The sequence below is a fragment of the Pantoea cypripedii genome, from assembly GCF_011395035.1.
Taxonomy (GTDB): Bacteria; Pseudomonadota; Gammaproteobacteria; order Enterobacterales; family Enterobacteriaceae; genus Pantoea; species Pantoea cypripedii_A.
In genome coordinates, this window is the sequence record NZ_CP024768.1 from 3,210,777 (window position 1) to 3,223,682 (window position 12,906).

At 55.6% G+C, this 12,906-nt stretch carries 13 protein-coding genes; 3 read left to right on the forward strand and 10 right to left on the reverse strand.

Annotated features, from left to right (window positions below):
* Window positions 1-33: 33 nt before the first annotated feature.
* The gene (locus CUN67_RS14975; protein ID WP_208716079.1) at window positions 34-1,203 is read right to left on the reverse strand and encodes a bifunctional tRNA (adenosine(37)-C2)-methyltransferase TrmG/ribosomal RNA large subunit methyltransferase RlmN; all 1,170 of its coding nucleotides are present in this window, start codon (window positions 1,201-1,203) and stop codon (window positions 34-36) included.
* 169 nt (window positions 1,204-1,372) lie between these two features.
* Entirely contained in the window at window positions 1,373-1,804 is a 432-nt protein-coding gene (gene ndk, locus CUN67_RS14980; RefSeq protein ID WP_007884899.1) for a nucleoside-diphosphate kinase, read from the reverse strand.
* Window positions 1,805-2,072: 268 nt separating this feature from the next.
* On the opposite strand from ndk, the gene sseA reads away from it, so the two are divergent.
* Window positions 2,073-2,915, forward strand: a complete 843-nt coding sequence (gene sseA, locus CUN67_RS14985) for a 3-mercaptopyruvate sulfurtransferase (protein ID WP_208716080.1) — start codon at window positions 2,073-2,075, stop codon at window positions 2,913-2,915.
* A 30-nt stretch (window positions 2,916-2,945) separates the two neighbouring features.
* Here the strand turns inward: sseA and sseB are convergent, their stop codons facing one another.
* The 5 genes from sseB to trmJ form a co-directional block, all read right to left on the reverse strand.
* The gene (sseB, locus tag CUN67_RS14990) at window positions 2,946-3,713 is read right to left on the reverse strand and encodes an enhanced serine sensitivity protein SseB (RefSeq protein WP_208716081.1); all 768 of its coding nucleotides are present in this window, start codon (window positions 3,711-3,713) and stop codon (window positions 2,946-2,948) included.
* Window positions 3,714-3,781: 68 nt separating this feature from the next.
* Window positions 3,782-5,068, reverse strand: coding sequence for an aminopeptidase PepB (pepB, locus tag CUN67_RS14995; RefSeq protein WP_208716082.1), 1,287 nt, complete (start codon window positions 5,066-5,068; stop codon window positions 3,782-3,784).
* 69 nt (window positions 5,069-5,137) lie between these two features.
* The gene (locus tag CUN67_RS15000; RefSeq protein ID WP_208716083.1) at window positions 5,138-6,310 is read right to left on the reverse strand and encodes an IscS subfamily cysteine desulfurase; all 1,173 of its coding nucleotides are present in this window, start codon (window positions 6,308-6,310) and stop codon (window positions 5,138-5,140) included.
* Between the two features lie 89 nt (window positions 6,311-6,399).
* Window positions 6,400-6,897, reverse strand: coding sequence for a Fe-S cluster assembly transcriptional regulator IscR (gene iscR / locus CUN67_RS15005; RefSeq protein WP_208716084.1), 498 nt, complete (start codon window positions 6,895-6,897; stop codon window positions 6,400-6,402).
* A 133-nt stretch (window positions 6,898-7,030) separates the two neighbouring features.
* Entirely contained in the window at window positions 7,031-7,774 is a 744-nt protein-coding gene (trmJ, locus tag CUN67_RS15010) for a tRNA (cytosine(32)/uridine(32)-2'-O)-methyltransferase TrmJ (protein ID WP_208716085.1), read from the reverse strand.
* A 118-nt stretch (window positions 7,775-7,892) separates the two neighbouring features.
* On the opposite strand from trmJ, the gene suhB reads away from it, so the two are divergent.
* Window positions 7,893-8,696, forward strand: a complete 804-nt coding sequence (suhB, locus tag CUN67_RS15015; RefSeq protein ID WP_208716086.1) for an inositol-1-monophosphatase — start codon at window positions 7,893-7,895, stop codon at window positions 8,694-8,696.
* A 46-nt stretch (window positions 8,697-8,742) separates the two neighbouring features.
* Here the strand turns inward: suhB and CUN67_RS15020 are convergent, their stop codons facing one another.
* Together CUN67_RS15020 and CUN67_RS15025 are read right to left on the reverse strand one after the other, a co-directional pair.
* Window positions 8,743-9,723 carry a nickel/cobalt transporter gene (locus CUN67_RS15020; RefSeq protein WP_208716087.1) on the reverse strand — a complete coding sequence of 327 codons (981 nt, stop codon included), beginning with the start codon at window positions 9,721-9,723 and terminating at the stop codon, window positions 8,743-8,745.
* Window positions 9,714-10,340: a DUF1007 family protein gene (locus tag CUN67_RS15025; RefSeq protein WP_208716088.1), complete on the reverse strand. Its 627-nt coding sequence runs from the start codon at window positions 10,338-10,340 to the stop codon at window positions 9,714-9,716. The genes CUN67_RS15020 and CUN67_RS15025 overlap by 10 nt, the downstream gene beginning before the upstream one ends.
* Window positions 10,341-10,497: 157 nt before the next feature.
* Here CUN67_RS15025 and csiE point away from each other — a divergent pair, with 157 nt between their 5' ends.
* Window positions 10,498-11,766 (forward strand): stationary phase inducible protein CsiE, encoded by a 1,269-nt coding sequence (csiE, locus tag CUN67_RS15030; RefSeq protein WP_208716089.1) that lies wholly within the window; start codon window positions 10,498-10,500, stop codon window positions 11,764-11,766.
* On the opposite strand, the gene CUN67_RS15035 is transcribed toward csiE, so the two are convergent.
* Window positions 11,748-12,899, reverse strand: coding sequence for a 3-phenylpropionate MFS transporter (locus CUN67_RS15035; RefSeq protein ID WP_208716090.1), 1,152 nt, complete (start codon window positions 12,897-12,899; stop codon window positions 11,748-11,750). The genes csiE and CUN67_RS15035 overlap by 19 nt on opposite strands.
* Window positions 12,900-12,906: the final 7 nt, after the last annotated feature.

The following is a 12,906-nucleotide window of genomic DNA, read 5'->3' on the forward strand; positions in this document are numbered from 1 at the left end:
TTGTGCCCGGTGAACATCACCAGGCGCTGACTTTCAGACCGCCTTCACAGAGATGGCTTCACCCGCCATCTTTTTACGCATCGTGCGCTTGGTGCGGTCGATCACATCACCGGCCAGCTGACCACAGGCGGCGTCGATATCATCACCACGCGTTTTACGCACGATGGTGGTGAAACCATATTCCATCAACACCTTAGAGAAGCGGTCGACACGGCTATTGGAGCTACGGCCATAAGGTGCGCCCGGGAAGGGGTTCCACGGAATCAGGTTGATTTTGCACGGCGTATCTTTCAGCAACTCAGCCAGCTGATGGGCATCATCCGTGCTGTCATTGACGTGATCCAGCAGCACGTACTCAATGGTGACGCGTCCCTGGTTCGCATTGGATTTCGCCAGGTAACGTTTCACCGCACCGAGGAAGGTTTCGATGTTGTATTTCTTGTTGATTGGCACGATATCATCGCGCAGTGTGTCGTTTGGCGCATGCAGCGAGATAGCCAGTGCGACGTCAATCATGTCGCCCAGTTTGTCGAGTGCCGGTACCACGCCCGACGTTGACAGCGTGACGCGACGTTTAGACAGGCCAAAACCGAAGTCATCCAGCATAATTTCCATGGCCGGAACCACGTTGTTGAGGTTGAGCAGCGGCTCACCCATGCCCATCATCACCACGTTGGTGATCGGACGCTGACCGGTGACCTTAGCCGCACCGATAATTTTCGCCGCGCGCCAGACCTGGCCGATAATTTCTGAAACGCGCAGGTTACGGTTAAAGCCCTGCTGCGCCGTCGAACAGAATTTGCACTCCAGCGCACATCCCACCTGCGAAGAGACGCACAGCGTGGCGCGGTCATCTTCCGGGATATACACGGTTTCGACTAATTGGTCGCCGACGCGAATTGCCCATTTGATGGTGCCATCGCTGGAACGTTTCTCTTCCGCCACTTCCGGCGCGCGAATCTCGGTGAGCTGCATCAGCTTGGCGCGCAGCACTTTATTGATGTCGGTCATCTGCTCGAAATCATCGCAGCAGTAATGATACATCCACTTCATCACCTGATCGGCGCGGAAGGGCTTTTCACCCAGCGAAACAAAGAATTCGCGCATCTGCTGACGGTTAAGATCCAGCAGGTTAATTTTTTCGTTTTTCGGGGAGACAACCACGGGGGAAGCGGACGACGGCGTCACAATCTGTTCGGACATAATGTTCTCTGGCCTCGTTGTTACACGTTATGGCTCTGGTTAAGAATAGGAAAAAAACTGCGCCCTTGCTGAGCAGGCTCAACAAGGGCGCATAATTGTACTACATCTGCGGCATGATGCCAGGGGGAACGGTTTACGCCAGGTTAAAAGGTGTAAACCTTTCGTCACCTTAGCGAGTGCGCGGGCAGACTTCGTTCTCAGCGAAGAAGTAAGCGATTTCACGGGCAGCTGATTCTGCAGAATCTGAACCGTGGGTCGCGTTCTCGGTGAAGCTGTCAGCATAGTCAGCACGCAGAGTACCGGCCAGCGCGTTGTCCGGGTTGGTTGCACCCATCAGATCACGGTGACGCTGAACGGCGTTTTCGCCTTCCAGAACAGAAACCACAACCGGACCAGAGGTCATGAATTCAACCAGACCATCAAAGAACGGACGGCCTTTGTGCTCAGCGTAGAAGCCTTCAGCCTGCTCTTTGGTCAGGTGCAGCATTTTTGCGCCAACGATTTTGAAGCCCGCGCTTTCAAAACGGTTGTAGATAGCACCAATCACGTTCTTAGCGACGGCGTTCGGTTTAACGATTGAGAAAGTACGTTCGATTGCCATGTTGACCCCTGTTTTTTACGGCATAGCCATTCTGAAGAAACCGGGAACCTGCCCGGTAAGAAAACGGGGCGATTATAGGGACATCATCGCGCGTTGCCTATTGCCAATCGCAGGAATTATTGAAAATAATTGATTTTAGTCGGGGCAGACAGATTAAAAATGTGCCATACCCGAATGACCATCTTCAACTTTATCCTTACCAGCCCTTGAGATAGCCTCGACATTCCCGGACACTGGGGGCTTTCCCGATTGATGAGAAGAGGTTGCTATGACAGCTCCCCTGTTTGTGTCCGCTGATTGGTTAAATGAACATTGCACCGAGGAAACCCTGCAGGTGCTGGATGCCCGTATGCTGCCACCCGGCCAGGAAGCCGTGCGTAATATCCAGGCCGAGTATCTGGCAGGCCATCTGCCCAACGCCCCCTTCTTTGATATCGAAGCCCTGTCCGATCACACCAGTCCCTATCCGCATATGATGCCGCGAGCCGAAGCCTTTGCGGTGGCGATGCGCGAGCTGGGCGTCAGCCAGGATAAACATCTGGTGGTATATGATGAAGGTAACCTGTTTTCCGCGCCCCGGGCGTGGTGGATGCTGCGCGCCTTTGGCTGCCTTAACGTGTCGATTCTGGCGGGAGGCCTGGCGGGCTGGAAAGCAGCGGGTTACGCCGTTGCCAGCGGTCCGGTTTCTCTGGCAGAAGGCGAGTTTGAGGCGAAATACGACGCCAGCCAGGTGAAACGTCTGACCGATGTACTTCTGGTAAGCCATGAAGGGGGATCGCAGATTGTCGATGCCCGTGCTGCGAACCGCTTTAACGCTGAAGTTGATGAACCCCGCCCCGGCCTGTTACGTGGGCATATCCCTAACAGCCTTAACGTGCCGTGGAATAATCTGGTGGTCAATGGCGCGCTCAAGCCTGCGGCTGAATTGCGCAGCGAGTTTGATAAAGCGGGTGTGAAACTGGATCAACCGGTGATTGCCAGCTGCGGTTCAGGTGTGACGGCAGTGGTGGTGATTCTGGCGCTGACGTCGCTCGGCGTGCGTGATGTCACCCTGTACGACGGCTCCTGGGGCGAATGGGGCAGCCGCGACGATTTGCCGATCGAAAAATAATATAAAACGCGGTCAGACGACCGCGTTTTTTCAGATAATCCGCTGACTGCCTTTGAAATCGCGCAGGAAACTGCCCCAGCGACGTTCATAAAATGGCGTGATATGGGCGGTAAAGAAATGGCTCACGCCATGCTCGCCGCTCACCACTTCACAAAGATCAATCGGCGCATCATCAGTGAGCGTATCGGTCGCCACACTGCCTGCCGCCTGAATAATCTGTTCAATATCGCTATCCGCCTCGATGCCAATCAGCAGGTTCGGTGCGTCGCCCGCCTGTTCACGGATGCTGGCAATATACGCGCGGCGCACCTGTTTATATTTGGCAAACAACTGCGTCAGTGAGTCGATCATCTGAGCAGGCGGCTCGGCGACTTCAGAAAGCAGCAAAGCATGCCCACCTTCCAGCACCGTTTGCTGGCTGAGCGCACTGCCCTCCTCTCCCAGCAGATGCGCAATCTCACCGGGTGAAAACTCTTTCCCTACCGGTAGCTTCGGGTTGAGGAACAGGGTTTCACCCAGCGTCATTTCGAACAAGGTCCGCGCCGGCAAGCGCAGGTAAGCCTGTTCATCCTTGATCGCTGCACTCATCGCCTGTTCAGACGTGAAAAACGGAATGACGCTACCGCCCTCTTCTTTTTCCCAGTGCTGCAGATCAATCGGCGTGGTGGCATCGAACTGTTGCGCGCTGCTTTCACCCGGCACCCAGATATCCGCCTCCAGCAACAGCTGAAAAAACTCCGGACGGTGCGCAGGCTCAGTGGCCGCCAGCTTCAGCACCTCTTCAAGACGGTTACTCATGTTTTTTTCCAAAAAGCGTATCTGCAATGATCCGTAGCGGCGCAATTTATCGCGCCGCTACGCGAACGTTATTTCAGTAACAAGTTGGCGATGGTACGCACACCGAGGCCGGTTGCGCCTGCTGACCACTGTTCCACAGCGCTTTTGCGATAAGTCGCTGAGCAGTCGATATGCAGCCAGCCCTGCTGATATTTGCTGACGAAATGCGACAGGAACGCCGCTGCACTGCTGGCACCGGCAGAATGAGCCGGGCTGGCGATGTTATTCAGATCAGCAAAGTTTGACGGCAGATGGCTGCGGTGGAACTCCGCCAGCGGCAGACGCCAGAACGCTTCGTTTTCACCGGCAGCACTGCCCAGCAGCGACTGAGCCAGCACGTCATCAAAGGTGAACAGCGCATGGTAATCATTGCCGAGGGCGGTTTTCGCTGCTCCGGTCAGTGTCGCTGCATCGATCAGCAACTCAGGATTTTGTGCGCTGGCGTCGATCAGGCCATCAGCCAGCACCAGACGACCTTCCGCATCGGTGTTCATCACTTCAACCGTTTTGCCATTGCGATAACGAATAATATCGCCCAGACGGAACGCATTGCCGCTGACCATGTTGTCGGCGCAGCACAGATACAACTTCACACGTTTGTTCAGCCCACGGGAAATGGCCAGCGCCAGTGCACCAGTCACGGTGGCCGCACCGCCCATGTCCGATTTCATGGAATCCATAAAGCTGCTCTGCTTCAGGCTGTAACCGCCGGTATCAAAGGTGATCCCTTTGCCCACCAGACAGGCATATACCGGGGTATTTTCATCGCCGCCTGGATTGTAATCCAGTGCCAGCAGAACCGGCGGGCGGGTCGAACCACGGCCTACCGTATGGATCCCCAGGTAGCCCTGCTCGCGCAGATCTTCGCCTTTCGTGATGCGGTAGCTCACGGCATTACCACCCACGTCAGAGATCAGGTCAATCGCGCCGTGTGCCAGCTGTTCCGGGCTGAGGTCTTCCGCCGGTAAGTTGATGATGTTGCGCACCCAGTCAACAATCTTCAGGCGACGATCAAATTCGCTCTGATCATGCTCACTCAGCGTGGGCCATTCCACCTGACGGGAGCCTTTCGGACCACGGTAGCCCTGCCAGAATGCCCAGCATTTTTCCAGATCCCAGTCTTCGCCGCTTAAGGCGACGTGGCGAATGCCCTGGCCATCAAGTTTGCGCGCCGCGCGCTGGATACTCAGCAACGCATCTGCGCCGGTGAGGTGAAGAGTCATGCCACTGTCATTGCTGCTCAGCAACGCTTTTTCACCCCAGCGCGCATCGGCGGCCTGGGAGCTGAGCGTAATTGTCATCGGTTGTGTTGTCATCGCGTGGCTCCGTATGCGTGAGTTATCACCTTCCGCCAGTCCAGCGGAATGATGCTGTTTAACAGAAAGTTAGCGAGTATTAGCCGCAGGCATCAGCGCCCGCAGACGAGTTACCGCTTTGCTGACCAGCTCTATGGCGTAATCAATTTCCTCTTCAGTGGTAAAGCGTCCGAGCGAAAAACGCAGTGAGCTGTGTGCCAGCTCCTGCTCAACGCCCATGGCACGCAGCACATAAGAGGGTTCGAGACTGGCCGAGGTACAGGCTGAACCGGATGATAGCGCCAGATCTTTCAGCGCCATAATCAGCGATTCACCTTCAACGTGGGCAAAACTGATATTGAGGATATTGGGTGCGCCCTGGCTCAGGGAACCGTTCAGCGTCACATCGCTCAGTGCACTGATGCCCTGCCACAAACGCTGGCGTAACGCCGCAAGGCGCGCAACTTCCGTACTCATCTCTTCACGCGCGATACGGTAAGCCTCGCCCATGCCGACAATCTGATGTACCGGCAAGGTGCCAGAGCGCATGCCGCGCTCATGACCACCACCATGCATTTGCGCATCAATTTGCAGACGCGGCTTACGGCGAACCCAGAGTGCGCCGATGCCTTTCGGACCGTAAATTTTGTGCGCGGAGAAGGACATCAAATCCACCGGCAGCGTGCTGACATCAATCGGCAATTTGCCGACACTTTGCGTCGCATCGACGTGAAACAGAATGTCGTGCTCATGGCACAATGCACCGAGCGCGGCAATATCCTGAATGACACCGGTTTCGTTGTTAACGTGCATCAGCGAAACCAGCACGGTGTCAGCACGTAATGCAGCAGCCAGCATCTCAGGCGTGACGATGCCATCGTGGCCGGGTTGCAGATACGTAACCTCAAAGCCTTCGCGCTCCAGCTGATGACAGCTATCAAGCACCGCTTTGTGTTCGGTCTGGCTGGTGATGATATGTTTGCCGCGCGCCTGATGAAACTGGGCTGCGCCTTTAATGGCAAGGTTGTCAGCTTCGGTAGCACCGGAGGTAAAAACGATTTCACGCGGATCGGCATTGACCAGCTCGGCAACCTGGTTGCGAGCCACATCGACAGCTTCTTCAGCCTGCCAGCCAAAACGGTGAGAACGGGAAGCGGGGTTACCGAACGTGCCATCCAGGGTGAGGAACTGCATCATTCTGGTGGCAACACGCGGATCCGCTGGCGTGGTGGCCGCGTAATCCAGGTAGATCGGTAATTTCATTGCGCTAAAGCTCCGTATAAAAAATCATACGACTTTATAGCACGATTCAGCCTTCCCTGTGTTAGCAGGAAAGGCCGAAGGGGGCAGGATCAGGCACGCAGATTAACGTTGATGGTTTCCTGCATGCGGTGATTCTGGAAGCGACGATTGTCGTTGGCGTTTTGACGGTCTGCAACATCCAGAATTTCCTGATTATTGACCAGTTCCGCCAGGGTGATGTTATTGAGGAATTCACTGATGCGCTCGCTCAGGTCACGCCACAGGACATGAGTCAGACAACGTTCACCCGCCTGACAGCCTTCTTTGCCCTGGCATTTGGTGGCATCAACGGATTCGTCAACAGCGGTGATCACCGCGCCAACGGCAATCGCGCCAGCATCTTTGCCTAACAGATAACCGCCGCCCGGACCACGTACGCTGGCAACCAGACCATGCTTACGCAGACGCGAGAATAACTGCTCCAGATAGGAGAGCGAAATGCCCTGACGCTCAGAAATGTCAGCCAGCGGCACCGGCCCCTCGTGCGAGTGCAGGGCAACGTCCAGCATAGCGGTAACGGCATAACGTCCTTTGGATGTCAGTCTCATAGCATACAACCTCGTAAGCGTCCGTCGGTTATCGGCGGGTATCTGATGAATGGCCGCTAGTCTGACATTCCTGAGTAAATTGGTCAACTATTTAACCGAGTAATTTGCTCAACTATTTAACCAAGCGTTTTACTCAACTATTACCCTCACTACCTTTACGCTTTTCGAACGACGCCAGCATGCCGCGCAGAATGTTCAGTTCATCGCGCTCCGGACGCGCACGGGTATAGAGACGACGCAACTTGCTCATCACCTGACCAGGATTGCCTTCGCGGATAAAACCGCTGTTCAGCATCATCTGTTCCATGTGCTGGTAGAAACGTTCCAGATCATCCACCAGCGGATAAGGGGATTCTTCAAACTGCGGCTTCGGTGTCGCCTTCTCCTGTGCTTCCAGCCAGGCCATGCGCACTTCATAGGCAATGATCTGCACCGCCATCGCCAGATTCAGCGAGCTGTATTCCGGGTTAGCCTGAATCGCCACATGATAATGACACTTTTGCAGTTCTTCATTGGTCAGCCCAACGCGCTCACGCCCAAATACCAGCGCAACCGGTGCCTGCTGGCCTTCTTCGACGCTTTTGATCCCGCATTCACGTGAATCCAGCATCGGCCACGGCAGCGAACGTGAACGTGCGCTGGTGCCGACCACCAGGCTACAACCTGCGATGGCTTCATCCAGCGTATCGACAATTTGCGCATTACCAATCACGTCGCTGGCACCCGCAGCCAGTGAGATCGCCTGAGAATCAGGCTTCACCAGCGGGTTGACCAGGTAAAGGTTACTCAGGCCCATGGTTTTCATGGCGCGGGCGACCGAGCCCATGTTGCCGGTGTGGGAGGTTTCAACCAGTACAATTCGGATATTTTGCAGCATAATAGGAGCAGGTAAGAAAATGATGGCGCGATCCTAACATAAAACAGGACATTTACCGAATGCGCTGCTATACTCCGCGCCGTTTTCCCTGTTCTTTAACATCCAGCGAGAGATACCGATGCATCCGATGCTCAACATCGCCGTGCGCGCTGCGCGCAAGGCCGGAAATTTAATTGCAAAAAATTATGAAACCCCGGACGCTGTCGAAGCCAGCCAGAAAGGCAGCAACGATTTCGTCACCAATGTTGACCGCGACGCAGAACGTCTGATTGTCGAAGTGATTCGCAAGTCATACCCGCAACACACCATCATCACCGAAGAAAGCGGTGAACTGGCGGGTGACGATCAGGACATTCAATGGGTAATCGATCCGCTGGATGGCACCACCAACTTTATCAAACGCCTCCCCCACTTCTCAGTTTCTATCGCTGTGCGCATTAAAGGCCGCACCGAAGTCGCTGTGGTTTACGATCCAATGCGTAACGAGCTGTTCACCGCCGTCCGTGGTCAGGGCGCGCAGCTGAACGGTTACCGCCTGCGCGGCAGCACCGCTCGCGATCTGGATGGCACCATTCTGGCGACCGGCTTCCCGTTCAAACTGAAGCAGCATGCCCAGACTTACATCAATGTCATCGGTAAACTGTTCACCCAATGCGCTGACTTCCGTCGTACCGGTTCTGCGGCACTGGATCTGGCTTATGTCGCTGCGGGCCGTGTTGATGGCTACTTCGAAATTGGCCTGAAGCCGTGGGATTTCGCTGCCGGTGAATTGCTGGTACGTGAAGCAGGCGGTCTGGTGACTGACTTCACCGGCGGCCATGGCTACCTGATGTCCGGTAATATCGTGGCCGGTAACCCGCGCGTAGTGAAAGCACTGCTTTCCAATATGCGTGAAGAACTGAGCGAAGCGCTGAAGCGCTAAATACTGTTGTCGCGGCGCGATGTATCGCGCCGCGACAAAGTTCATCCTAAAATGGCCGCAGGCCGCTGCTCATCATCGGCTGTGCGCTTTGCCACAGCACCACACCCGCCATCAGCAAAATCACACTGCCAAACAACGCCAGCATCGGCATCAATACCTTCGCCCGCTGCGCTGCCGGGCTGACACTGCCCAGTTTTTCCGCCAGTTTACGCGAACGCTGCACCAGTAACCCCATCGCCGAAACCGTCACTGCGGTACCCATCGCCATGGCGATCGCCGATGCCACACCCCAGGCATACACGTTAATCACTTTGGCAAACAACAGCATCATGATGGCGCCGGAACAGGGCCGTAACCCCATTGAGAACACCACCAGCGCCTGAGTTTTACCACTCACCGCCTTCTCCATCTGCGCGGGAGAAGGCAGATGCGCATGGCCGCAACCGCAATGTTCATCATGCTGATGATGTGGCCGGATAGCATGAATCTGCATGCCGCGCGCTGGTTTTAACACCGACCACAACGCCCGTAGCGCCCGCCAGCCAACCCATATGCCCAGTGCCATTACCAGCAGGTAACTGCCCTTCTCCAGCCAGTAGCTGCCGAGATGCAGCTCACGCGAGGATGTCTGGAGCACCACCAGCATGACCGTCACCAGCCCGATCGCCACGCCCCCCTGCAACAGCGCCGCCAGTAACGTCAGTTTCATGCTGGTTTTTAAACGCGCCGGATGGGTGGCGAGAAAGGTGCTGATGACCACTTTACCGTGCCCCGGACCCAGCGCGTGCAGCACACCGTAGGCCAGGCTGAATAACATCAGGGTAAAGCCGGCCTGATGTGGCTGTTCAGCCACCTGCTGCAACAGTTGCGTCATTTCGCGGTTCAGCACTTTTTGCCAGATAACACTTTGCAGCAAAATCTGCGGCCAGAATTGCCACAGCAATCCCCCTGCCAGCAGCAAAACCAGCGCCAGCAGCCACAATGGCCATAAATGACGGGAGCGGGAAGGTAGTGAAATCAATGACATGTCAGCGTCACCGTCTGTGCGAACTGCTGCCCGAGATCCATATCCTCAGGCGGTGCATCGGCTTTATCGAGCGACAGCGCATACTGTTTCAGCGAGTCGTCAGGTTTTGGCGTATGCAGATCCAGCTGGCAGCGCGATTTAAGCGCATCCGGCATGGTCAGCGCCTGCGCGTTGTCGTAGTACATATCAACAAAATAACTCGGGTCGAAGGTGAGGATGCGATACTGGCTCGCGTTCAGGGATTGCGGTTCACCCAGCGGGAGGATGAATTCCAGCACCGCTTTGTTACCGTTGCGCGATAGCTGATATTCCTTCGGCAAATTGTGGAATTTCACCCGGTTTTTCCCCTGCCATACTTCAGTGAAATAGTGCTGACCCAGCACGTTAGCCATCACCTGCGCCGCAAGTTTTTTCCATACCACGCTACCCGGTTCGGCCTTTCCGGCATCGTAAAGCAGATCGGCGGAGGTGATTTCGTCCATCGTCCAGACCATTTTTAATCCGGTCAGATGGTCGTTGTCGGTGACCAGTTCAGTTTTCATATCGATAAAACTATGTGGATGTGACCAGGCTACGCCACTAAACAGCAGCATCAGGGTAAAAAGCGCAATTTTCATAACGTTATAAAGTAACAATTAAAAGGTGCAGATTCCAGTGGTCCAGAAAAACTGTGACCCGCTTTAAAGCTCTGAATAAAAGTCACGACAAAGTGCAGGGTTACCGCAAGGAGTTGGCTATTCTTAGCTCAAAAATGACCTGCTGGAATGACCATTGATGAGTTCTGCGTCCTCCTCGGCACCACTCTTCAGCCGTTCCCAACGTCGTTGCCATCTGCTACTGCTGCTATTTCTGCCCGCTCCCGCGCTGACGCTTGAAAAGCTCTGCCAGTTAAATGGCGTGGACCCTGTTGTCGCCCGACAGGATATCGCGGATGTCAGTGACGAGATACAGCGTTATCATCAACTGGAGCTACACCAGATGGTTGATGGCAGCTTTCGCGTACATGGAACGGAACTGGACAGGCGCTTATGCCTGCTTCATTGGCTGCGACGCGCCTTGCGCCTGTCGCAGGATTTTGTTTGCGAGCACTTTGCACCGGTGCTGCGTCAGCGCCTGAAAGTGCTGAAGATTGAAAAAGCCTTGTGGGATGAGACCAATTTACAGGCGCTGATCCAGCATTGCAGCCTGCGGCTGAACCGTAACTTCAGCCAGCGCGATCGGCTGTTTCTGCAAATCTTTATGAAATATGCCCTGTGCCAGCGCCAGAACGCGTTGTTTAGCCATGCGCAGCGCAGCTGGCTGGCGGAGAAGGCAGAGCGGGAAGCCGCCGATGATGTGGTTCATCACTGGCAAAAACGTTGTCACCTGGTGCCGGATGTCAGTGAGACTGATTTCTGGACATTGTTGTTTAGCCTGATCCACGCACCGGACGGCAGCCAGTTGCAGCATCCGCAGGCGCAAATCCTGATGCAGGCGGTGGAAGATTTAATCATCCGCTTTGAGAAGCTGGCGCTGACGCGTATCAGTAATCAGGAAGAACTGAAGCAACAACTCTATACCCATCTGGCGCAGGCGCTTGATCGCAGCCATTTCGCTATTGGTATTGATAACAGCGTGGCGCTGGATGTGGCGCGGCTCTATCCACGCCTGCTGCGTACCACGCGAGCGGCGCTGGATGATTTTGCGGCACAATTTGCCACCCGCTTCAGCGCAGAAGAAGTGAGCCTGGTGGCAGTGCTGTTTGGCGCCTGGCTGATGCAGGAGAATGCATTGCAGGAGAAGCAGGTGCTGATGCTGACTGGTGAAGATGCCAGCCTGGAGCAATTACTGGAGCAACAGATACGGGAACTGACGCTGCTGCCGATCAACATTACTTATCAGGACATGCAGCAGTTTCAGCAACAAGGCGCACCGCGAGATATCGCGCTGGTGATTTCGCCGTATGCGACCTCGTTACCGTTGTTTTCACCGACATTGATCCATGCGGAGCTGCCGCTCAGCGAGTATCAGCAGCGCCGCATTCGTCAATTGCTGGAGTCTTGAACCGCGCGCGGGCGCAAAAACAAAGCCGGCAGAGCCACCAGCGCCATCACCCAGAACAGATGGCCCTGCAGGTGAGTAAACAGCACACCACAAATCATGGTCATCACCGCGATACCGCCGCCCATCGCCAGCGCCGAATACAGCGATTGCAGACGGATGACTTCCGCCCCTTTACGTGCGGCGATAAAACGCATCGCCGCCAGATGACAGACAGTAAAACTGCCGCAATGCAGAATCTGCGCCACGATCAACAGCGGCAGTGCGGTACTGGAACCGAGTAGCGTCCAGCGCACCAGCGCGCAAACGCAGGAGAGCAGCAGCAGGTCGCGCGCGGTCCAGCGGCGGAACAGGCGATTGCTGAGCGCGAACACCACAATTTCTGCCACCACCCCCAGTGACCACAGATAGCCCACGATGGCGGCGGAATAACCTGCCTCCTGCCACCAGATGGCGCTGAAGCTGTAATACGCCGCGTGCGCTCCCTGCATCAGCGTGACACATAACATAAAACGCCAGACGGCATTTTCCCGCAGTAAATCACGCCAGGCAGACCAGCCACCGCCTGCACCGTGGCGGGCATCCCCCTGCGGACGGGTCTGTGGCGGCAGCATCATGCCAGCCAGCATCGACAGCACACCGACAGACAGCAGCAGCAAAATTGCCTGTGACGAGAAAGCACTGACCAGCATGCCCGTCAGCGCGGAGCTGATGACAAACGCCAGTGACCCCCATAGGCGTACCGGGCCGTAGGCCAGGCCAATTTGTTGCGTCCAGGTGGCGGCCAGCGCATCACTTAACGGCACCAGCGGAGAAAAGAACAGGTTAAAACCGATCATCACCAGCAGCAACCACAGCCACTGGCCGCCGAGCCAGAAACCCAGCGCAAACAGGCAGGTCATCAGCGCCAGCAGGCGCAGTGCACGAATCAAATGGGACGGTGTTTTCACCTGCGAGGCAATGAGCAGGCTGCCGACAAAACGCGCCACCATGCCGCAACCGATCATCAGACCGATTTTCTCTGCATCCAGTCCGATGCCTTTGAGCCACACGCTCCAGAATGGCAGGTAGATGCCGTAACAGAAAAAATAGGTGAAGTAGCTGAGTCCCAGCCACTTTGCCGATCCGATGGTCATATTGGCT

Excerpts from the sequence above, each read along its gene's own strand:
- sseA (WP_208716080.1), top strand. The coding sequence starts at position 2,073 with ATGACAGCTCCCCTGTTTGTGTCCGCTGATTGGTTAAATGAACATTGC.
- CUN67_RS15000 (WP_208716083.1), bottom strand. The coding sequence starts at position 6,310 with ATGAAATTACCGATCTACCTGGATTACGCGGCCACCACGCCAGCGGAT.
- CUN67_RS15025 (WP_208716088.1), bottom strand. The coding sequence starts at position 10,340 with ATGAAAATTGCGCTTTTTACCCTGATGCTGCTGTTTAGTGGCGTAGCC.
- CUN67_RS14975 (WP_208716079.1), bottom strand. The coding sequence starts at position 1,203 with ATGTCCGAACAGATTGTGACGCCGTCGTCCGCTTCCCCCGTGGTTGTC.
- pepB (WP_208716082.1), bottom strand. The coding sequence starts at position 5,068 with ATGACAACACAACCGATGACAATTACGCTCAGCTCCCAGGCCGCCGAT.
- CUN67_RS15020 (WP_208716087.1), bottom strand. The coding sequence starts at position 9,723 with ATGTCATTGATTTCACTACCTTCCCGCTCCCGTCATTTATGGCCATTG.
- CUN67_RS15035 (WP_208716090.1), bottom strand. The coding sequence starts at position 12,899 with ATGACCATCGGATCGGCAAAGTGGCTGGGACTCAGCTACTTCACCTAT.
- iscR (WP_208716084.1), bottom strand. The coding sequence starts at position 6,897 with ATGAGACTGACATCCAAAGGACGTTATGCCGTTACCGCTATGCTGGAC.
- trmJ (WP_208716085.1), bottom strand. The coding sequence starts at position 7,774 with ATGCTGCAAAATATCCGAATTGTACTGGTTGAAACCTCCCACACCGGC.
- ndk (WP_007884899.1), bottom strand. The coding sequence starts at position 1,804 with ATGGCAATCGAACGTACTTTCTCAATCGTTAAACCGAACGCCGTCGCT.
- sseB (WP_208716081.1), bottom strand. The coding sequence starts at position 3,713 with ATGAGTAACCGTCTTGAAGAGGTGCTGAAGCTGGCGGCCACTGAGCCT.
- csiE (WP_208716089.1), top strand. The coding sequence starts at position 10,498 with ATGAGTTCTGCGTCCTCCTCGGCACCACTCTTCAGCCGTTCCCAACGT.
- suhB (WP_208716086.1), top strand. The coding sequence starts at position 7,893 with ATGCATCCGATGCTCAACATCGCCGTGCGCGCTGCGCGCAAGGCCGGA.